General features: G+C 72.4%; 17 protein-coding genes. 12 read left to right on the forward strand and 5 right to left on the reverse strand.

The window, feature by feature from the left end:
* Positions 1-144 precede the first annotated feature (144 nt).
* A complete protein-coding gene (locus ACWCP6_RS36585; protein ID WP_450936985.1) occupies positions 145-2,040 on the reverse strand; it encodes a ricin-type beta-trefoil lectin domain protein in 1,896 nt (631 codons plus the stop codon).
* 604 nt (positions 2,041-2,644) lie between these two features.
* Between ACWCP6_RS36585 and ACWCP6_RS36590 the strand changes: the two genes are divergently transcribed.
* Positions 2,645-2,872 carry a hypothetical protein gene (locus ACWCP6_RS36590; protein WP_450936986.1) on the forward strand — a complete coding sequence of 76 codons (228 nt, stop codon included), beginning with the start codon at positions 2,645-2,647 and terminating at the stop codon, positions 2,870-2,872.
* 39 nt (positions 2,873-2,911) lie between these two features.
* Here ACWCP6_RS36590 and ACWCP6_RS36595 read toward each other — a convergent pair whose 3' ends face one another.
* Positions 2,912-3,916 (reverse strand): RNA polymerase sigma factor SigF, encoded by a 1,005-nt coding sequence (locus ACWCP6_RS36595; protein ID WP_450936998.1) that lies wholly within the window; start codon positions 3,914-3,916, stop codon positions 2,912-2,914.
* Positions 3,917-4,156: 240 nt separating this feature from the next.
* Here ACWCP6_RS36595 and ACWCP6_RS36600 point away from each other — a divergent pair, with 240 nt between their 5' ends.
* The 6 genes from ACWCP6_RS36600 to ACWCP6_RS36625 all read left to right on the forward strand — a co-directional run bounded on the left by ACWCP6_RS36600 (position 4,157) and on the right by ACWCP6_RS36625 (position 10,332).
* A complete protein-coding gene (locus ACWCP6_RS36600) occupies positions 4,157-4,528 on the forward strand; it encodes an STAS domain-containing protein (RefSeq protein WP_450936987.1) in 372 nt (123 codons plus the stop codon).
* A 223-nt stretch (positions 4,529-4,751) separates the two neighbouring features.
* Complete coding sequence (locus ACWCP6_RS36605; protein ID WP_450936988.1) at positions 4,752-5,270, forward strand: ATP-binding protein; 519 nt, start codon at positions 4,752-4,754, stop codon at positions 5,268-5,270.
* Positions 5,271-5,450: 180 nt separating this feature from the next.
* Complete coding sequence (locus ACWCP6_RS36610) at positions 5,451-6,128, forward strand: LPXTG cell wall anchor domain-containing protein (protein WP_450936989.1); 678 nt, start codon at positions 5,451-5,453, stop codon at positions 6,126-6,128.
* A 576-nt stretch (positions 6,129-6,704) separates the two neighbouring features.
* Positions 6,705-7,724 (forward strand): hypothetical protein, encoded by a 1,020-nt coding sequence (locus ACWCP6_RS36615; RefSeq protein ID WP_450936990.1) that lies wholly within the window; start codon positions 6,705-6,707, stop codon positions 7,722-7,724.
* Positions 7,721-8,932, forward strand: a complete 1,212-nt coding sequence (locus ACWCP6_RS36620; protein ID WP_450936991.1) for a hypothetical protein — start codon at positions 7,721-7,723, stop codon at positions 8,930-8,932. The genes ACWCP6_RS36615 and ACWCP6_RS36620 overlap by 4 nt, the downstream gene beginning before the upstream one ends.
* 74 nt (positions 8,933-9,006) lie before the next feature.
* Positions 9,007-10,332: a hypothetical protein gene (locus ACWCP6_RS36625; protein WP_450936999.1), complete on the forward strand. Its 1,326-nt coding sequence runs from the start codon at positions 9,007-9,009 to the stop codon at positions 10,330-10,332.
* 113 nt (positions 10,333-10,445) lie between these two features.
* On the opposite strand, the gene ACWCP6_RS36630 is transcribed toward ACWCP6_RS36625, so the two are convergent.
* Positions 10,446-11,936, reverse strand: coding sequence for an oligopeptide:H+ symporter (locus tag ACWCP6_RS36630; protein ID WP_450936992.1), 1,491 nt, complete (start codon positions 11,934-11,936; stop codon positions 10,446-10,448).
* Positions 11,937-12,448: 512 nt separating this feature from the next.
* On the opposite strand from ACWCP6_RS36630, the gene ACWCP6_RS36635 reads away from it, so the two are divergent.
* Positions 12,449-13,126 carry a response regulator transcription factor gene (locus tag ACWCP6_RS36635; RefSeq protein WP_018566970.1) on the forward strand — a complete coding sequence of 226 codons (678 nt, stop codon included), beginning with the start codon at positions 12,449-12,451 and terminating at the stop codon, positions 13,124-13,126.
* 350 nt (positions 13,127-13,476) lie between these two features.
* Entirely contained in the window at positions 13,477-14,760 is a 1,284-nt protein-coding gene (locus ACWCP6_RS36640; RefSeq protein ID WP_450936993.1) for an ATP-binding protein, read from the forward strand.
* Positions 14,761-14,830: 70 nt separating this feature from the next.
* Here the strand turns inward: ACWCP6_RS36640 and ACWCP6_RS36645 are convergent, their stop codons facing one another.
* Positions 14,831-15,382 (reverse strand): GtrA family protein, encoded by a 552-nt coding sequence (locus ACWCP6_RS36645; RefSeq protein WP_450937000.1) that lies wholly within the window; start codon positions 15,380-15,382, stop codon positions 14,831-14,833.
* A 110-nt stretch (positions 15,383-15,492) separates the two neighbouring features.
* Between ACWCP6_RS36645 and ACWCP6_RS36650 the strand changes: the two genes are divergently transcribed.
* The 3 genes from ACWCP6_RS36650 to ACWCP6_RS36660 are packed head-to-tail and all read left to right on the forward strand — an operon-like array spanning position 15,493 to position 18,403.
* On the forward strand, positions 15,493-16,659 hold the full coding sequence (locus tag ACWCP6_RS36650) for a 5-(carboxyamino)imidazole ribonucleotide synthase (protein WP_450936994.1): 1,167 nt from the start codon (positions 15,493-15,495) through the stop codon (positions 16,657-16,659).
* A complete protein-coding gene (gene purE / locus ACWCP6_RS36655; RefSeq protein ID WP_450936995.1) occupies positions 16,656-17,210 on the forward strand; it encodes a 5-(carboxyamino)imidazole ribonucleotide mutase in 555 nt (184 codons plus the stop codon). Before ACWCP6_RS36650 ends, purE begins: the two co-directional genes overlap by 4 nt.
* A 5-nt stretch (positions 17,211-17,215) precedes the next feature.
* Entirely contained in the window at positions 17,216-18,403 is a 1,188-nt protein-coding gene (locus ACWCP6_RS36660; RefSeq protein ID WP_450936996.1) for a dipeptidase, read from the forward strand.
* Positions 18,404-18,713: 310 nt separating this feature from the next.
* Here ACWCP6_RS36660 and ACWCP6_RS36665 read toward each other — a convergent pair whose 3' ends face one another.
* A complete protein-coding gene (locus ACWCP6_RS36665; RefSeq protein WP_450936997.1) occupies positions 18,714-20,054 on the reverse strand; it encodes a UDP-glucose dehydrogenase family protein in 1,341 nt (446 codons plus the stop codon).
* Positions 20,055-20,364 lie beyond the last annotated feature (310 nt).

The following is a 20,364-nucleotide window of genomic DNA, read 5'->3' on the forward strand; positions in this document are numbered from 1 at the left end:
CGGGGGGGGGGGGGCGCGCGCCCCCCGCGGGCCCCCCCCGCGCCCGCCCCCCCCCGCCCCGGGGGGGGGGGGGGGCCCCCCCCCCCCCCCCCGCCGCGGGGATCCACGCCCCGCGCCCCGTGCTCCGGGCGCGCGGGCCGCGTCTCACACCGGCGGGGCCCCCGCGGTCCAGCGCTGGTCGCGGTTCCCGTAGACCCGGTACAGCTCCAGCAGTGCGCCCACGCCGCGGCGGGACGGCGTCACCGCGTGGTCCAGCGCGATGACGGGCCGGATGATGCCGTTCGTGTCGACGGAGAACGACAGGTTCTGGGTGCCGCGCCCGATCGCGTCGCAGTACCAGATGCCGACCCCGCGGTCCGTGCTGCCGCGGCTGTCCAGGCAGAAGTCGGGATCGGCGAACGACTGCAGGGCGCCGAGGTCGGCGTCGACGCGCCAGCGCTGTGTGTCCGACGGCCCGCACTTCGCCATCACGACATCGTTGCCGTTCTCCAGGTCGCCGTCCGCTATGTCCAGACAGAGGCCGGTCCCGGCGTTGACCACCTGGGTGAAGCGGCTGCCCGGCGGTGCGGCGGGCGGCGGGGACTTGTGCTTGGTGTGGGTGGGTTTCGGCTTCGGCTTCGGTGTGGGGTGCGTCGGCTTCGAGGGGGACGCGGAGGGCGACGGGGAGGCCGAGCGGGACGGCGACGCGGTGACCGTCGGCGTGGCCGACACCGTGGTGGTGACCGTCACCGCGGGCCCGGGCGTCGCCGTGCCGACGGCGCTGCCCCGCCCGGCGGGCTCGGACGAGCCCCCGCCGTCCCGTACGAACAGCACCACCGGCGCCAGCGCCACCCCGACCGCGACGGCCACCCAGACGAAGCGCCGCGAGGGCAACCATCCGGGGCCCGGGTCCGCGTTCCCCGCGCCGCCGTCCGGACCCGCGCCCGGGCGGGGCCCGGACCGGGCTGCTGCCGTGAGCACTGCGGCCAGCCGGGATGTGCCCGCGGCCGCGCGGGCCCGCAGGGACACCGCGAGTCCGGGGGTTCCCGCCGCCCGTTGCGGCGCAGGACGCCGCCTGCGGCCCGTCGCGCCCCGCCCGGGGGCGGGGAAGAGAGCCTGCGCCGAGGCCGCACCGTCCGGCGCCTCGCCGCTGTTCCCCGTGCCGCGGACCGCATCGCCGTACCACGCGGCCCACCACTGGCGCAGCGCCGCGATGCCCTGCCTGCGGGATCCGAAGAGGCTCGCGGGACCCCGCCTGCGGCGTCCCGAAGCCATGGGCAGCGCGCGGGGCGCGCTGCGCGCACCGACCGGCGGGGCCGAGCCGTACGTCTCGCCGGCCCACGACAGCAGGCCGTCGGCCAGGGCGGTCCGGGGCGTGGCACGCAGCCGCAGCAGCACGTCGTACGCCGTCGCACAGCAGGCGCACCCGGCCAGATGGGACTGGAGGTCCTGGCTGTGGCGGGGGTTGGCCGGGCTGGTCGCCTCCTCGATGAGGCGCTGGTAGCCCTGGCAGTCGGGGGCGCCGTAGCGGGAGAGGTGCTTGCGCAGGAAGGTGCGCCGCAGATCGGTCAGCGCGGAGCCCTTGGCGTACGTCACCTCGTCCGGGGCGAGGCCCAGGAACAGGGCGGTGCGGGTGTCGGGCTCCTCGTCCACCACGCCGTACCAGAGGATCCCCTGGCGCCGTGCCGGCAGGTCGCAGAAGGCGGTGAGCAGTGCGGACTCCTGGACGGGCTCGCCCGGGGGCCGTGCCGCCAGCGACGGGTCCAGCCGGACCAGCCGGTCGTCCTTGGTCCACAGGGCCGCCGACTCACGCACGAGCAGCAGCAGATGGCGGCGCCAGGGCCCACGCGGCTCGACGCCCTGCTTCGCCTCACCGGCGGCGAGCATGAACGCCTGGCCGGCCAGGTGCCTGGCCGCGGCGTCGTCGACGACGCACATCCGTGCGTACGTCTCGGCCGCGCAGCCGTGCCGGCGCCGCAGTTCGCGCAGCGCCGGGAACGACGTGGCGATGTCGCCGCGCAGCCGCTCCGCGAGTCGTGTGTCCGTCTCCTGGGCGTGCACGCCCCTGACGGTCGCGCCGTCTTCGTCGTCCTCCGAGGACCTCCGACGGGCTCCGGTCCAGGGGGGACCCCCATCGTCGCGCCGGAACATGGCCGTTCTCCTTCCGTACCGGCGTAGGGATGTCGTACCGAGGACGTACGGAGATACCCGCGAGTACGTTGGGGACATGGTGGTGAACACTCGCCCGGCGGAGAAGGGGTTTCCCGCGGTAACTCGGCGTGAGGGCTGCCTTGTTACCTGCTTGTTAACAGTTGGTCTGTGCCGGACGGCTCCCGCGGAGCCCTGAAAGGGAGCAGTCGGGCCGTCCCGTCGCGGCGCCGAACTCCGGCTCCGTGCGGCCGGGAAGAGGGGCGAGCGGGTCGTGACCGGGCCTGCCCGGGCGGGCCCCCACCCGGCGACGCGGGACGCGGGACGGGACATGCGGGCGCGCCGCCGAGGAGACCCGCGGGCGCCGGGCCGCGTCGCTCTTCGTCGTCCATGTCCGGCGGGACTCGGGGGCTTTGGGGGGCCTTGGGGGTCTTCGGGCCTTCGCGGGATTTCGGGTCCGGGTGCTGCGACTGCCGCGCCGCCAGGATCGGGCCGGCGCGGGTGACGACCCGGCCCGGTGACGAACCAGCCCGGTGGCGGATTCCGGCCCCGTGGCGGAATCCGGCCCGGTTACCCGGCGAAGGCGGCCGCCACGATGCTCGCGCCCCGGACTCCCGGCGGTGGCCGCTGGGGCCGGGCGCCGTGCATCGGCGCCGTCGAGGCGATCCTGCACCGCCCCGACGACGTCCGCGCGGACGTCCTCGCCCTGGGGGAGGCCGCCCGCGTCGTGGCATTCGAGGAGTGAGCACCCCCGGCTCCGGTGCTCACTCCTCGGCTCGGGGGATCACTCCTCGAGGGTGAGCCCCTTGCGCAGCCGCACCAGCGTGCGCGACAGCAGCCGCGAGACGTGCATCTGGGAGATGCCCAGCTCGTCCCCGATCTCCGACTGCGTCATATTGGCGACGAAGCGGAGCGAGAGGATCTTCCGGTCGCGCGGCGGGAGTTCGGCGATCAGCGGCTTCAACGACTCGACGTACTCGATGCCTTCGAGCCCGTGGTCCTCGTAGCCGATGCGATCGGCGAGCGCGCCCTCGGAGTCGTCCTCCTCGGGCTGGGCGTCGAGCGAGCTCGCCGTGTAGGCGTTCGACGCGGCCATGCCCTCGACGACCTCGTCCTTGGAGATGCCGAGGCGCTCGGCCAGCTCGGTCACGGTCGGGGCGCGATCCAGCTTCTGGGCGAGTTCGTCGCCCGCCTTGGCCAGGTCGAGGCGCAGCTCCTGGAGCCTGCGGGGAACGCGTACGGACCAGCTCGTGTCCCGGAAGAACCGCTTGATCTCACCGATGATGGTCGGCATCGCGAAGGTGGGGAACTCGACGCCGCGGCTGAGCTCGAAGCGGTCGATGGCCTTGATGAGACCGATGGTGCCCACCTGGATGATGTCCTCCATCGGCTCGCTGCGCGAGCGGAACCGGGAGGCCGCGAACTTGACCAGGGCGAGGTTGAGTTCGACCAGGGTGTTGCGGACGTAGGAGTACTCGTGCGTCCCCTCCTCGAGCGATTCGAGGCGGGCGAAGAGGGTCTTGGACAGGGCCCGTGCGTCCACCGGCCCCACCTCTTCGTACGGCGGGATCTGCGGGAGGTCCGCGAGGGACTCCGCGTTCGCGACGGACTCCGTGCCGGACTCCGCGTGCGCCACGGACCCCATGTCCGTGAGGGACCCCGCGTTCGCGAGGGCCTCCGCGTCCGCGAGGGACTGCGTGCGTGCGGCGGGAAGTGTCTCCGGGGGGAGTGTCGACGTCGCCTGGTCAATGCGCGATTCGTCGAGCCGGGGTGACATGGTGTCCTCCATCGTTCTCGGCATATGGCTGCCGATGCCCATACGTGCACCTGCGGTGTGCGGCGCCTCCAAAGCCGGCCGTGTCGATTGCTGTCTCTACTAGCCCTACCCGCTGAGGCAACTCCCTTGCAAGTGCGTTTCATTGGGAAATGTCCGCTTTGGGGAGGTTGTTCGGGTTCCCCGAGGCGTACGGAAGGCGTAGTGTTCAGGGGCGTCAAGCAACAGCCACGACGGTCGGAAGAGAGACACGGCATGGACCGCGGGACGGCCGGCAGCGCACATCGGGGCCGGCTTCTTGTCGAGGTGCGGGCAGAGGGCTCTAGCGCCGTGGTGACCCCGGCGGGTGAGTTGGATCACCACACCGCCGATCTGCTGCGCGAGCCCCTGGAGGGCTGCGTCGCGGACGGCTATGTACGCCTGGTGGTCGACTGCTCGCTGCTGGAGTTCTGTGACTCCACCGGACTGAACGTGCTGCTCGGGGCCCGCCTCAAGGCGGAGGCCGCGGGTGGCGCGGTCCATCTGACCGGGATGCGCCCCGTGGTGGCCCGGGTGTTCGAGATCACCGGAGCGGAGGCCGTCTTCACCGTGCACGACACGCTCGAAGAGGCACTGGCCGGGGATTGATCCCGAGTCCGGGGCGCTGTGACGTACGCCTCGGCTCTCTCTGTGTGATCGCCGCGTTACGAGCATCACACGGTCCCGTCCGAATCAGTGGGTGTTCTCACGGTTCGGCAGGGCAGGAGACATCCTGGATCCGCTGATGGAACACGAACGGCGGACATGTCCGTAGTCCCGAGTCTGTGACTCCGAATTGTTCGAACTGGTGAATCGGTGAGGTGAAGCGCTGATGAGCACCACCCGGCCCCGTCTGCCGGGCGACCGCGGCCCGGACCGGGACGCCGCCGGCGCTTCCGGCGCATCCGACGTGCGCGAGGCGTCCGACGACGAGTCCTCCGGGCGCCAGGTCCGCCGGCTGAGCTTCGAGGGTGCGGCCGGCATCGTTCCCATGGCCCGCGACTTCGCGCGGCAGGCGCTGTACGACTGGGGCTGGCTGCCCGCGGCCACCGCCGACCGGCGCGCCGCGGCCGAGGACGTCCTCCTCGTGGTCTCCGAGCTCGTGACGAACGCCTGTCTGCACGCCGAGGGGCCGGACCGGATGTGGATCGCCTGCGACCGGAAGGTCCTGCGCATCGAGGTGACCGACCGGGGCGGCGGCCAGCCCGCCCCGCGCACCCCGCACCGCGCCGGACGCCCCGGCGGGCACGGCATGTTCATCGTGCAGCGGCTCTGTCTGGACTGGGGGGTCGTAAGGACCCCCGGCGTGGCCGGCAAGACCGTCTGGGCCGAGCTGGGTGCGCCCGCCTAGTCCCACCACTGAGCGATCGCCCCTTGGGGTTACCGCCGGTTCGAACCCCGCGCCGGCGCCTTTGGCATGCGCCGGATCAGGCGTGTCCTGTGTCTTCCCTCGACAAGGTCCCAGGCGTACCTTGAGCCACCCGATCTGACGTTCCGTCAGTAGCTCACTCATGGCCGAGGGGAACTCGAGGTGTCGTACCGGACGAACCAGAAGGGGACGGCCGCGCTCGCGCTCGCCGCGGCCATGGCCGGCGCGGCGGTGCTGATGACCGCCCCCGCCGCGCAGGCCGCCGTCGTACCCGTCAACTACCAGTGCAAGACCCCGATCGGGGACAAGGGCGCCGTGTCGCCCATCGACATCAGGAGCGTCAGGAGCGGCAGCGGCTACCGGCTGACCATGACCTTCGAGAAGGGCGTGTCGTCCAGCCCCGTGGAGCTGGGCAAGGGCGCCATGAAGCCCAGTGCGCTGATCCGGCTCGGCGGGGCGGAGAGCGGCACCGTGCCGGTCTCCGGGCCCCCGAACCCGGCGGCCATCCCCGCCAACACCCCCATCAAGATCACCGATCTGACCGGCACCTACACGCCCAAGAAGAGCGGCAAGGTGACCTTCACGGCGGGCGTCCTCACCATCAAGGCCCTCGGCACGACCACCACGTGCACGCCCGCGAACAACCCGAAGCCGTCCCTGACCCTCGACGTCACGGCGGCCGGCGGTGGCACGCAGACCTCGCCCTCCGGCGGCGACCAGCTCCCGCAGACCGGTCCCGCGGACTCCGCGATCGCACTCGGCACCCTCGGCGGCACGGTCCTGCTCACGGGCGCGGCCGGCGCGCTCTGGCTGACCCGCCGGAACCAGGCGGCGCGCTAGGGGGTCTCCTGTGGATCACGCCGGGCTGATCCACAAGGCACCCCTGCGCCGTGTCAGCGACGCCCGCCCGGCTCGCGACGCCCGGTACGGCTCCCCCACTGCCTCAAGGGCGTGGGAGGTACTCCCAGCCGTGTTGTCGGGATCGCCCGCGCACGCCCAAGGGCGCGGGAGACCCTCCACGGTGCGGTGCTCCCCCACGGCCCGGACGGCGTGGGAGGTGCCCCCGGCACCGGACGCCGCGAGCCCTGCCCACCGGGCGGACGGCGCTGCTTCCCGGACACGACCCAGGGGTGTCCTGCGGCCGGGCCACCCCGGACGGCGGCCCGCGCCGACCGGAGCGGACGGGCGCCCCGTACCGCAACGGGCGGCCGTGGCGGGCCGCCGCGGGACGGCGGCCCGCGACCGTACCGGACACCCGGCCCGCGCCCCACGACTGCGTACGTGAACGACCTCCAGGAGCCGCCGATGCCGCCGCTTCCCCCACTCCCGCCGACCGGAGCCTGCCGACAGACCACCGCACCGCGCCCGGCCCGGGGGCGCACCACCGCACCGGGCGCACCGGCGCCGGGTGCCTCCGTGCCCGGTGTGCCGGCCCCGCGGTCCGTCACGCCGGGCGTCGTCGGCGCCCCCGCGGCCCCCGTCCCGCGGCGCGGCGTCCGGGCGCTCGGGCTTCTCGTGGCCACGGCGGCGCTGTGCGCGGCCCCGGGCCCCACGGCGCTGGCGGACGACTCCCCGGCGTGGTCCGTCGCACCGTCCGCCGGCGCCGGCAGCCGGCCCGCGGAGGGCGGGCGGCCCTCCTTCTATGTCGAGGGGGCGCCCGGGACGGTCCTGGAGGACACGGTGTCCGTGGTCAACCCGGGCACCCGGCCGCTGACGGTGCGGCTGCGCGGCGCGGACGCCGACACCACCCGCACCGGGGCCCTCACCGTGCGCAGGAAGGCGGCGGACACGGGTGCGTGGATCGCGTTCGCCGGGCGGACGGTGCGGGTGCCGGCGCGGACGCGCGCCGATGTGCCGTTCACCGTGAGCGTTCCTGCGGACGCCGTGCCGGGGGACCACCCCGGCGTGATCGTCGCCTCGGCGGACGGCCGCGAGTCGGGCGTCCGCGTCGCGCTGCGGGTCGCCGGACCGACCCTGTCCGCCCTGACCGTCGAGCACGTGGCGGTGCGCGGCAAGCACATCACGTACGACCTGGTGAACCGCGGGAACACCGTGCTCGCCCCGCGGCTCGCGGTCCACGCGGACGGCGTGCTCGGCACGCTCCTCGACCGCCGCCCGCATCCGCTCCCGGTCGAACTCCTGCCCGGCCGCCGCGTCACCCTCTCCGAACCGTGGCCCGACGCCCCGCCCTTCGACTCCGTGCACGTCACCCTCACGGCCGAGGCCGCGGGCGGCGCCCACGCCACGGGAACGGGGGCGGCCCGCTTCGTGCCGTGGGGCACGGTCGGGGCCGTGACGGCGGTGGTCGCCCTGCTGGGTGCGGGAGCGGGCCTGGGCGTACGCAGACGCGGGCGGCGGCGGGCCGTGCTCCCGTCGGGCGAAACACCGCGGGCGGACAGGGAGTTGGCGGCTGTGGCGACGGGAGAGGCACCGTGAACGGCACGGGAACGAAGGCGGCGGCCGGAGCGAACGGCGGCCGGAGCGTCGCGTCACGGCTCGCCCTGGTCGCCGTCGTCCTGACCGCCCTGGCATTCGTGGCGCCGCCCGCGCCCCCCGCCACGGCCGCCGGAGGACGGCCCGCCGTGTCCCTGTCCACGACCGAGGAGGGCACCGGCGGGGACATCACCGTGACCGGGAAGCGGTGGCGGCCCAAGACGCTGCTCATGCTGCTGATCTGCGGTCAGGGCACGCCCGCGACCGGCGTGATCGGCGGCACCAACGCCTGCGCCAACGCCGACGGGCGGGCCGTCACCACGGACGCGGCGGGGGCGTTCCGCAAGCGGATGCCCGTGGTGGAGCCGCCGAAGCCGTGCCCGTGCGTGGTGCACGTGGCGACCGTGACCGGCGACAAGGCCGTCGTCGACACGATCTTCCAGGTCGCCGGGCATCCCGTGGCGCCACTGCCGCGGCAGACCGGCACCGGACGGCTCTCGGTGCTCACGGACACCCGCCTGGCCGGCTCCGGCGGCATCCTCACCTGGTTCGGCGCACCGCCCTCGCGCAGCCTGGAGTTCACCGTCGGGAACGTGGGCTCCGCCCCCGTCAGGAACCCCGTGTTCCAGGTCGGCACCTCGCACGGTGTGTTCGCCCCGCAGTGGGAGGAACAGCAGTGGCGCGGCACCATCCGGGCCGGCCGGAAGGCCCGGATCGAACTGCCCGTCGAGCTGGCGGCCGGCGCGCACGGGGACTATCTCGTCTCCGTGAAGTACGGCGGCAAGGTGCTCGCCGAGCAGCCGTGGGGCGTGGGCCGGCCCTGGGGCGTCACCCTCTTCTGGCTGCTGCTCTGCGTCGTCGTGCCGGCCGCCGTCTTCCGTGTCGGCATGGCCGTCGTGGACCGGCTGCGTCCGCGGCGCGGGGCCTCGCGCCCGCGCAGCGGGGCGGGACGTCCGGGCCGCGGCACGGGCCGTCCGGGACGTCACCGGGGTGTCCGGCTCTCCGAACTCGCCATGCTGCTCCCGAAGCCGCGCCCGTCCGCGCGGTCCGCCGCCGAGGACGGCCCCGGGGACGAGCCCCGTACGGCCGCAGGGACCGGTGGCCCCACTTCGACTCTGCCGTGGTTCACCCCGGACACCACTCCGGGGACACCGGCCGGTCGGCTCTCCGCACCGTCAGAGAACAGTCCGATGACGAAGGGAAACTCGTGAGCACGCAGCGAACGGTGAGCATGCGGTGGCGGGTGAGGGCGCCGGGACGGGTGACCGCGGCGGGTGTCGCCGCGATGCTGGGCGGCGCGGGCATCCTGCTGGCGGCGGCGCCCGCACAGGCCGCGGAGGTCGCCTACAGCACCGAGTGCGTTCCGCCCGCGATCTCCGGCCTCCCGCCCGTGGAGGGCACCACGAAGGTGGAGATCACCGCACCGGCCGAGGCGAAGGTCGGTGACGAGGTGGAGGTGGTGTGGAAGTTCGTCCAGGCCGCCTCGAAGAACCCCGATGTCCTCGACCTCGACAAGGACACGGTCAAACCGACCGGCACCCTCAAGGCGGCGGGCGCGCAGACCGCCGACATCGCCATGGAGGGGCCCCGGCAGAACCCGCCCATCAAGAAGAACAGCCCCATGGTGCTGTCCGACATGAAGGGCACGGTCAAGCTGACGGCGCCCGGCGAGGTGACGCTCACCCCGGACGCCTACAACATCAACGTCAGCAAGCCGATCTCGACGGACACCAAGTGCACGCCCAAGGAGCAGGTGAAGCCGGCGGCCACCATCAAGGTGTCCGCCGGTGGCGGTACGACGGGCGGCCTGCCCACGGTGGCACCGCCCACGGGCGTGCCCACCGGACTGCCGACCGGCCTTCCGACAGGGCTTCCCACGCTTCCCACGGGCGGGGGCACCGGCGGCGGTTCGTCGAGCGGCGGCTCCGGTGACTCCGGCGGTACGGGCGGGACGTCCGGCGGCGGTGGCGGCGGGACCGAGCTCACCGGCAAGGAGGTGCAGATCCCGTACCGGTGCAAGACGCCCATCGGTGACAAGAACGCCACCTCGCCCGTGCAGATCAATGCCAGGAAGGACGGCGGGAGCTACGGCCTCACGGTCAAGTTCAAGAAGTCCGTCATGGACAGCCCCGCCGACATCCCCAAGGACTCCGTCAAGCCGTCCATGGAGGTGCAGCTGGGCGGCGCCGACAAGGGCACCGTCCACGTCGAGGGCCCCACGAACAAGGAGCCCATCAAGAGCGGCGACCCGATCACCATCCCCGACCTGACCGGCACGTACAAGCCGGGCGCCGACGGCAAATCGACACTGTCGCCCGGCGTGCTGACGGTGAAGGCGCTCGGCACGACGACGACGTGCACCCCGGCGAAGACCGAGGTCTCCCTCACCGTCGACACCTCGGCCCAGCCGGGCGGCGCCGCGGGCGGCTCCGGTTCGGGTTCGGCGGGCTCCGCATCGGGCTCGTCCGGCGGCGGTTCGGCCGCCGGCGGCCTCGCGCAGACGGGCGCCGAGGACCACGGCGCGGTCAAGGCCCTGGGCCTGGTGGCCGGGACGGTCATCCTGCTCGGCGGGGCGGTCTTCACGTTCCTGCCCAAGCGCCGGATGCGCTGAGCCGCGACGGCCGGGCTCGCGGGCGCCCGACGCCGCACCGGTACGCGAAGGGCCGCCGTACTCCTGCGAGTACGGCGGCCCTTCGGTGAGCGTCGGCGCTCAGGACGGGGACGTCAGTGGACGTCGCCCATCAGCGCGTTGACCTTCTTGCGGTACATCCACACCGCGAAACCGGCGACCACGGCGGCCGCGGCCTCCAGGAGGACCACGCCCTTGCCGTTGAGGTCGACACCCGCGATGGAGAGCAGACCGGTCGTGGCGTCACCGGCGGTGACGGCCAGGAACCAGACACCCATCATCTGGGAGGCGTACTTCAGCGGGGCCATCTTCGTGGTGACGGAGAGGCCGACCGGGGAGAGCGTCAGCTCACCGATGGTCTGCACGAAGTAGATCGCGACCAGCCACATCGCGGCGGCCTTGTGACCGTCGCCGGCGATCGTCAGCGGCGCCAGGAAGACGAAGAACGAGACACCGATCAGGACCAGACCGGAGGAGAACTTCACGATCGTGCTGGGCTCCTTGCCGCGGCGGTTCAGCGCCAGCCAGAGCCAGGCCATCACCGGGGCCAGGGCCATGATCATGACCGGGTTGACCGACTGGTACCAGGAGACCGGGAAGTTCCAGCCGAAGACGGTGTTCTTCGCCGAGCTCTCGGCGAAGATCGACATGGTCGAGCCGCCCTGGTCGTAGATCATCCAGAACACGGCGGCCGCGACGAAGAACCAGATGTACGCGGTCACCTTCGACTGCTCGGCCTTGTCCAGCTCCTTGTCGCGCTTGATGCGCGCGATGACCCAGACGGGGATGATCAGGCCGGCGAGGGTGATCGGGACCAGCAGCCAGTTCAGCGTGTAGTGACCGGAGACACCGACGACGGTGTAGAACACCGCGGCGACGGCGGCCCAGATCGCGGCCTTGCGCAGGGTGGCGGTGCGCTCCGCGGGGCTCAGCGGGGTCGGGACGACGCTGGAACGGGAGTCCAGGTGACGGCCGCCGAGCAGGAACTGGGCCAGACCCAGCGCCATGCCGAGCGCGGCGAGCGCGAAGCCCAGGTGCCAGTTGACTTCCTCACCGACGGTGCCGATGACCAGCGGGGCGGCGAACGCACCGAGGTTGATGCCGATGTAGAAGAGCGTGAAGCCACCGTCGCGGCGCGGGTCGGTCGGGCCGTCGTAGAGGTGGCCGACCATCGTCGAGATGTTGGCCTTGAGCAGACCGGAACCTATGGCGACCAGACCGAGGCCGGCGAAGAAGGTGCCGGAGCTCGGCAGGGCCAGCGTCAGGTGGCCCAGCATGATGATCCCGCCCGCGATGGCCACCGTCTTGCGGGGACCGAGCACGCGGTCGGCGAACCAGCCGCCCGGCAGGGCGAGCAGGTACACGAGCGACAGGTACACCGAGTAGATCGCGGTGGCGGCCGCCGCGTTCATGTGCAGACCGCCCGGGGCGATCAGGTACAGCGGGAGCAGGGCCTTCATGCCGTAGTAGGAGAAGCGCTCCCACATCTCGGTCATGAAGAGGGTGGCCAGTCCGCGAGGGTGGCCGAAGAAGGTCTTCTGCGAACCAGTGGTGCTGGCCGAGTCCTTCGTCAGGCTGGACGCCATGGTCGATCCTTGTGGGTTCGTAGCGGGCGCACTGGATCCCCCCGCTCCAGGGGAGTTCGGGGGACGGTGCGCGCCCGGTGGGGGGCTGACCGGCACCGGCGCCTGGCCGCCCGGTCCCCGACGCCCACGGGGAAGCTCGCTCCGGTCCGGAGCCGAGGGACGGTGACACCGGGATCCACGCCCGGGCGCAGATCGCGCACGGGCCCGGTCACAGGTCGTTCCTTTCAAGGCCGGTCGTGGAGACGACCAACCCGCACACAGAAAGAACCCTTGGCGTAAATAGCGGGCCAAAGGTCCGTCAGTAGTGCTACAGGCGTCTTGCCACCATACGACACGCCAGTGCGCCATATGGAAGGACTTGAGACATGGATCACAGGTGCCGCCGGAACCATTGGAGCACATTCCAAGGTGACCACCGGGATGGCCCCCGTGAGCCCCAGGAGTGGGCCGCACCGGCGCCGACCTGCCGGATCACCCTCCGAGGCGCGGGCCACGCGGACTACCATCACCCCATGACCCGTGTACTGCTCGCCGAGGACGACGCGTCCATCTCGGAGCCGCTGGCCCGTGCCCTGCGCCGGGAGGGTTACGAGGTCGAGGTGCGTGAGGACGGCCCGACCGCGCTCGACGCCGGAATGCAGGGCGGTGTCGACCTGGTTGTGCTCGACCTCGGACTGCCCGGCATGGACGGCCTGGAGGTGGCCCGTCGGCTGCGTGCCGAGGGGCACACGGTGCCGATCCTCATCCTCACGGCGCGTGCCGACGAGGTGGACACCGTCGTCGGCCTCGACGCCGGCGCCGACGACTACGTCACCAAGCCCTTCCGGCTCGCCGAACTGCTGGCCCGGGTCCGGGCCCTGCTCCGGCGCGGCGCCGCCGAGCCCCAGCAGCCGCCGGCCACCCACGGTGTGCGCATCGACGTCGAGTCGCACCGCGCGTGGATGGGCGACGAGGAACTCCAGCTCACCGCGAAGGAGTTCGACCTGCTCCGGGTGCTCGTCCGGGACGCCGGCCGGGTGGTCACCCGCGACCAGCTGATGCGCGAGGTCTGGGACACCACCTGGTGGTCCTCCACCAAGACCCTCGACATGCACATCTCCTGGCTCCGCAAGAAGCTCGGCGACGACGCCGCCAACCCGCGGTACATCGCCACGGTCCGTGGTGTGGGCTTCCGCTTCGAGAAGAGCTGACCGCGGCGCTTCGAGGAGCAGGCCGAGTGGCGCTCCGAAGGGCCGGCGAGGGCCGCTTCGAGGAAGGCCGGCCGCGGGCCGGCGCGTGACGTCGGGAACCGCCCGGCCGCGGGGAGCCGCCGGCCACGAACCCGAGCGTTCGCGGGCGGCCGCGCCGCAGGTGCGACGGGGGTGCCCCCTGTCCGCGGCGGACCGCCCGGTCCCGGGAAGGGCGGATGCGGACGCGCCCCGAGTGCGCCGGGACGCGCACCGGCAATCGGACGCGCACCGGTCACCGGCCGGTCCCGTGCGGGGTATGCGACGGGCAGAGGGAAACTGGTCACCGTAAGCCACCCCGCCCGGAGGGCCCCGTGCGTCGCCGTCTCATCAACTCCACGCTCGCCGTGGTACTCGTCGTGATCGCCGTGTTCGGCGTCTCCCTCGTCATCGTCGAGACCCGGACGATCAGCAACAGTGCCCAGGAGCGCGTCGACTCCGAGGCGGTCCGCCTGGGCAGCATCGTGGACGGCCGGCTGCTGGCCGGCGAGAAGGTCACCGTCGACCTCCTGCGGGACCCCGTGGGCCCCGACCGGTACGCGGTGATCTCCATTCCGGGCCGCGCCCCCATCGAGGTCGGCGCGCGGCCCACCGGTGATGTCATCCAGTCCACCGCCAAGGGGGAGCGCGGCGAGACGGTCACGGTCGAGGAGCCCCGTTCCACGGTCACCGCCGAGGTGGGCCGCACCCTGATGATCATCGCCGCGGTCGCCCTGCTCGCCATCGTCGCCGCGGTCCTGCTCGCCGTGCGCCAGGCCAACCGCCTCACCTCGCCGCTCACCGATCTCGCGGAGACCGCGGAGCGGCTGGGCTCGGGCGACCCACGGCCGCGCCACAAGCGGTACGGGGTGCCGGAGCTGGACCGGGTCGCCGACGTCCTCGACGCGAGCGCGGAGCGGATCGCCCGGATGCTCACCGCCGAGCGCCGCCTCGCGGCCGACGCCTCGCACCAGCTGCGCACGCCGCTGACCGCGCTGTCCATGCGGCTGGAGGAGATCACCGTCACCGACGACCTGGACACGGTGAAGGAGGAGGCGACCATCGCGCTCACCCAGGTCGAGCGGCTCACCGACGTCGTGGAGCGGCTGCTGACCAACGCCCGCGACCCGCGCACGGGCTCCGCGGTCCACTTCGACCTCGACGAGGTGATCAAGCAGCAGCTGGAGGAGTGGCGCCCCGCCTACCGCAGCGCGGGCCGCGCCGTCGTCAGCTCCGGCAAGCGGCATCTGCAGGCCGTGGGGACGCCGGGAGCGGTCGCCCAGGTGCTGGCGGCGCTGATCGAGAACTCGCTGATGCACGGTGGCGGCACCGTCGCGCTGCGTACCCGCGTCACCGGCAACCAGGCCGTCGTCGAGGTCACCGACGAGGGTCCCGGGGTGCTGCCCGAGCTGGGTTCACGGATCTTCGAGCGGACCATCAGCGGCCGCAACTCCACGGGCATCGGCCTCGCGGTCGCCCGCGACCTCGCCGAGGCGGACGGCGGCCGCCTGGAGATGCTGCAGGCCCAGCCGCCGGTCTTCGGGCTCTTCCTGTCGCGTACGCCGATGAAGCATCCGCACCCGATGGACGAGGAGGAGACGGGGCGCACGGTCCGCTGACGGCGGGGACGCGCCAGGATCCCGCGGGGGGAGCCCGGCGTCCGGCGGGGGTCCCGGCGCGGAGGGGCTGCTACTCGGTGCGGCGGCCGGCCGTCGTGGGCCGGTCCTCGTCCCTGAGGAAGGACTCCGCGCTGGCCACGGCCTCGCGGGCGGGCATGGCCCGGAAGACCCAGGTGCGGTAGGACCAGAAGCGGAACAGGGTCGCGACGCCGATGCCGAGGAACTTGAAGACGTTGCTCTGCAGCGGACTGTCCCAGCCGAACCCGTAGGTGGCGAGGTACAGCACGCCGTTCTCGATCACCAGGCCGATCACGCTGAACAGCAGGAACAGCGTGAGTTCCTTGGTGCGGCCGCTCTTGTCACGGTCCCGGTACGTGAAGTAGCGGAACCCGATGTAGTTGAAGATGATCGCGACGATCGTGGCGATCACACTGGCCCGTACGACCTGCAGATGCGTGACGTGCCGTAGCAGGTTGAACACGAGCAGGTTCACCAGGAGGCCCGCTCCGCCCACCGCACCGAACTTGGCGATCTCGCGGGCGAGCTGGTCGATGTGCCGCCTCAGGCCTCGAGGGGCCGTGACGCGAGCGTCAGGACTGCCTTCCTGATTCCCGTGATCCATGGTCCCGTACAGCCCCCGTACGCTCGATTGCATCAACCCGCCCATGCTAACCAGGCGGGCTCCCCGACGCCCGTGGAGGCCCACGACGGGCACGCCGATACCCTGGGAGCGTGACGTTCCCGGTAGTCGGCATGGTCGGCGGGGGCCAGCTCGCTCGTATGACACACGAGGCAGGCATCCCGCTCGGCATCAGGTTCAAGCTCCTCAGTGACACCCCGCAGGACTCGGCGGCCCAGGTCGTGAACGATGTCGTCATCGGCGACTATCGCGATCTGGAGACGCTGCGCGAGTTCGCGCGGGGCTGCGATGTGATCACTTTCGATCACGAACATGTACCCACCGAGCACCTACGGGCCCTGGAGGCGGACGGCGTCGTCGTGCGCCCGGGGCCCGACGCGCTCGTGCACGCCCAGGACAAGGGCGTGATGCGCGCGAAGCTCGACGAGATCGGCGTGCCCAGCCCGCGCCACCGGATCGTGACCGATCCGGCCGACGTGGCCGCGTTCGCGGCCGAAGGCGTCGGGGAGGGCGCCGAGGGCGACGGCTTCCCGGTCATCCTGAAGACCGTGCGCGGCGGCTACGACGGCAAGGGCGTGTGGTTCGTGCGCTCCGCCGACGACCCCGCCGCCGCCGAGCCCTTCCGCGCCGGTGTGGCGGTCCTCGCCGAGGAGAAGGTCGACTTCGTCCGCGAGCTCGCTGCCAATGTCGTGCGCTCGCCGCACGGCCAGGCCGTGGCCTACCCCGTGGTCGAGTCCCGGCAGGTCGACGGCGTGTGCGACACGGTGATCGCCCCGGCGCCGGACCTCGACGAGGAGCTGGCGCTGAAGGCCGAGGAGCTGGCGCTGCGCGTCTCCAAGGAACTCGGCGTGGTCGGCCATCTCGCGGTCGAGCTGTTCGAGACGGCCGACGGCCGCATCCTGGTCAACGAGTTCGCCATGCGCCCCCACAACTCGGGGCACTGGAGCCAGGACGGCGCGATCACCTCGCAGTTCGCCAACCACGTCCGTGCCGTCCTCGACCTCCCGCTGGGCGACCCGCGCCCGCGTGCGAAGTGGACGGTGATGTGCAACGTCCTGGGCGGCGACTACCCGGACATGTACACGGCGTATCTGCACTGCATGGCCCGCGACCCGCGGCTGAAGATCCACATGTACGGCAAGGACGTGAAGCCCGGACGCAAGGTCGGCCACGTCAACACCTACGGCGACGACCTGGACGACGTGCTGGCGCGCGCCCGACACGCAGCCGACTACCTCAGAGGAACGATCACCGAATGAGCCCCGTTGTTGGCATTGTCATGGGGTCGGACTCCGACTGGCCTGTCATGGAAGCGGCCGCGCAGGCCCTCGACGAGTTCGAGATCCCGTACGAGGTCGACGTCGTCTCCGCCCACCGCATGCCGCGCGAGATGGTCGCGTACGGCGAGGAGGCCGCCGACCGGGGTCTGAAGGTGATCATCGCCGGTGCGGGGGGCGCGGCCCATCTGCCGGGCATGCTCGCCTCGGTCACCCCGCTCCCGGTGATCGGTGTCCCCGTGCCGCTGAAGTACCTCGACGGCATGGACTCCCTGCTCTCCATCGTGCAGATGCCGGCCGGTGTGCCGGTGGCCACCGTGTCGGTCGGCGGCGCCCGGAACGCCGGTCTGCTCGCCGCCCGTATGCTCGCGGCCCACGACGAGGACCTGCTCGCCCGGATGCGGGAGTTCCAGCAGGACCTCAACGAGCAGGCCACCGAGAAGGGGCGGCGCCTGCGCTCCAAGGTGTCGAGCGGTTCGTCCGCCTTCGGCTTCGGCTCCGGCAAGGCGTCCGGCTCCGGTTCGGGGAAGTGACGTCGATGACGACGCCCCTCGAAGAAGCGCGGGAACTCCTGCGCTCGTTCCCCGTCGTCGACGGCCACAACGACCTGCCGTGGGCGCTGCGCGAGCAGGTCCGCTACGACATCGCGGCCCGGGACATCGCCGCCGACCAGAGCGCGCATCTGCACACCGACATCGCCCGGCTGCGCGCCGGCGGCGTCGGCGCGCAGTTCTGGTCGGTGTACGTACGGACCGACCTCACCGGGGACGCGGCGGTCAGCGCGACGCTGGAGCAGATCGACTGCGTCGAGCAGTTGCTGGCCCGCTATCCCCGGGACCTGGTGCGCGCGTTGTCGGCCGCCGACATGGAGGCGGCGCGCGAGGAGGGCCGTATCGCGTCGCTGATGGGGGCGGAGGGCGGCCACTCCATCAACAACTCGCTGGCCACGCTGCGGGCGCTGTACGCGCTCGGCGTGCGCTACATGACGCTCACGCACAACGACAACATCGCCTGGGCGGACTCGGCGACCGACGAACCGGCGGCCGGCGGCCTCACCCGCTTCGGCCGCGAGGTGGTGCGGGAGATGAACCGCGTCGGCATGCTCGTCGACCTCTCCCACGTCGCGGCGACGACGATGCGGGACGCCCTCGACGAGTCGGTGGCCCCGGTGATCTTCTCGCACTCCTCGGCCCGTGCGGTGTGCGACCACCCGCGCAACATCCCCGACGACGTCCTGGAACGCCTGCCCGCCAACGGCGGTGTGGCGATGGCCACGTTCGTCCCGAAGTTCGTCCTCCAGGCGGCGGTCGACTGGACCGCGGCCGCGGACGACAACCTGCGCAGGCACGGCTTCCACCACCTGGACACGTCCCCTGGGGCGATGAAGCTCCACCGCGCCTTCGAGGAGTCCCACCCGCGCCCGATCGCCACACCCGCGACGGTGGCCGACCACCTCGACCACATGCGCGAGGTCGCCGGCGTCGACCACATCGGCATCGGCGGCGACTACGACGGAACCGCCTTCACCCCGTCCGGCCTGGACGACGTCTCCGGCTATCCCAATCTGATCGCCGAACTCGTCGCGCGCGGCTGGTCCCGGGACGACCTCGCCAAGCTGACCTGGCGCAACGCGGTACGCGTCCTGGGCGCGGCGGAGGACACGGCCCGCGGTCTCCGGACGGAGCGGCGCCCGTCGAACGCGACCCTGGAAGACCTGGACGGCTGACCCACGCGCACCCGCCCACAGCGGTCCCACCGCTGTGGGCGGCCGTGCACCGGCCCTAGGGGGCGTCTTGTCGATCACGCCGGGCTCGCGGGGCCTGGCACGCACATCTGCGGCGTTGTCGTCGGTCGCCGCCTCCCCCACGCTCGGCTGCGCTCGCGCGGGGGGACCCCCATCGCGTCGACTCCCTCCTCCGCCTTGCAGCTGCGCTCGGCATCCGGAGGATGAATCGAAGAGCCGAGGCGGAGAGAGCGAAGCGAACGCAGCGCACCAGGCCCCGCTCCCTGATCCGGCCTGATCGACAAGACACCCCCTACGCGGACGGGCGCCCCATGGCCCGGTAGGTCCACCCGGCCCCGCGCCACAGTGCGGCGTCGAGCGCGTTGCGCCCGTCCAGGAGCATCCGGTGCGCCACGACGTCGCCCAGCGCCGCCGGGTCCAGCTCCCTGAACTCCCGCCACTCGGTGAGGTGCAGCACCACATCGGCGCCCCGGACCGCGTCGACGGCCGACTCGGCGTACCCGAGCGTCGGGAAGAGCCGCCGGGCGTTCTCCATGCCCTTCGGGTCGTACACCGTCACCTGTCCGCCCTGGAGGTGGATCTGCCCGGCGACGTTGAGCGCGGGAGAGTCCCGTACGTCGTCGGAGTCCGGCTTGAACGCGGCACCCAGGACCGCGACCCGCTTCCCGAGGAAGCTGCCGCCCACGGCGTCCCGCGCCATCTCGACCATCTGCCCGCGCCGGCGCATGTTGATGGAGTCGATCTCGCGCAGGAAGGTCAGGGCCTGGTCGGCCCCGAGCTCACCGGCCCGCGCCATGAACGCCCGGATGTCCTTGGGCAGGCACCCGCCGCCGAACCCGATGCCGGCCCGCAGGAACTTCGAGCCGATGCGCTCGTCGTGTCCGATGGCCTCCGCCAGTTTGACGACGTCGCCGCCCGCCGCCTCGCAGACCTCGGCCATGGCGTTGATGAAGGAGATCTTCGTGGCGAGGAAGGAGTTGGCGGAGGTCTTCACCAGCTCCGCCGTGGGGAAGTCGGTCACGACGAACGGCGAGCCCTCGGCCACCGGCGTCGCGTACACCTCGCGCAGCAGCTTCTCGGCGTGCTCGCCGCGCACGCCGACGACGATCCGGTCGGGGTGCAGCGTGTCCTGGACGGCGAAGCCCTCGCGCAGGAACTCCGGGTTCCAGGCCAGTTCGACCGCGTCACCCGCGGGCGCCAGTTCGGCGATCCGGGCGGCCAGCCGGTCCGCGCTGCCGACGGGCACGGTCGACTTGCCGACGACGAGCGCGGGCCTGGTCAGCTGCCGCGCCAGCGACTCGACGGCGTTGTCGACGTACGACATGTCGCACGCGTACTCACCGTGCTTCTGCGGCGTGTTCACACAGACGAAGTGCACATCGCCGAACTCCGCGACCTCGGCCCAGTCCGTGGTGAACCGCAGCCGGCCGCTCGACCCCTCGATCCCGGCGACGTGCTTGCGGAGCAGGTCCTCGAGCCCGGGCTCGTACATCGGCACGCGCCCCTCGGCGAGCATCGCGATCTTCTCCGGGACCACGTCGAGCCCCAGCACCTCGAAGCCGAGCTCCGCCATCGCCGCTGCATGCGTGGCCCCGAGGTATCCGGTGCCGATCACGGTGATCTTGAGGGACATCTGGAGCTCCTGGGAATGGGGGCGTCACTGCGCGCCCGAGCATAGTCGGGCCCCCGCGACCCCACTCCACACCGGCCGCCGCGCTCCCGGCCCCCCGGCTCCCGTTGTCGTCAAGCTCACGTATGCCGGGCGAGTGCGCGACCTCTAACATTGGGTTACTTAACGGTAGTTAGCATCCCTTGGGGAGTGTGGACATCTTGGCCGGAACGGCTGATTTCGACCTGTACCGCCTGTCCGAAGAGCACGAGATGCTCCGTGAGACGGTGCGCTCGCTCGCCGAGGCGAAGATCGCGCCGTTCGCGACCGCGGT

It is taken from the genome of Streptomyces sp. NPDC002004 (assembly GCF_053593975.1).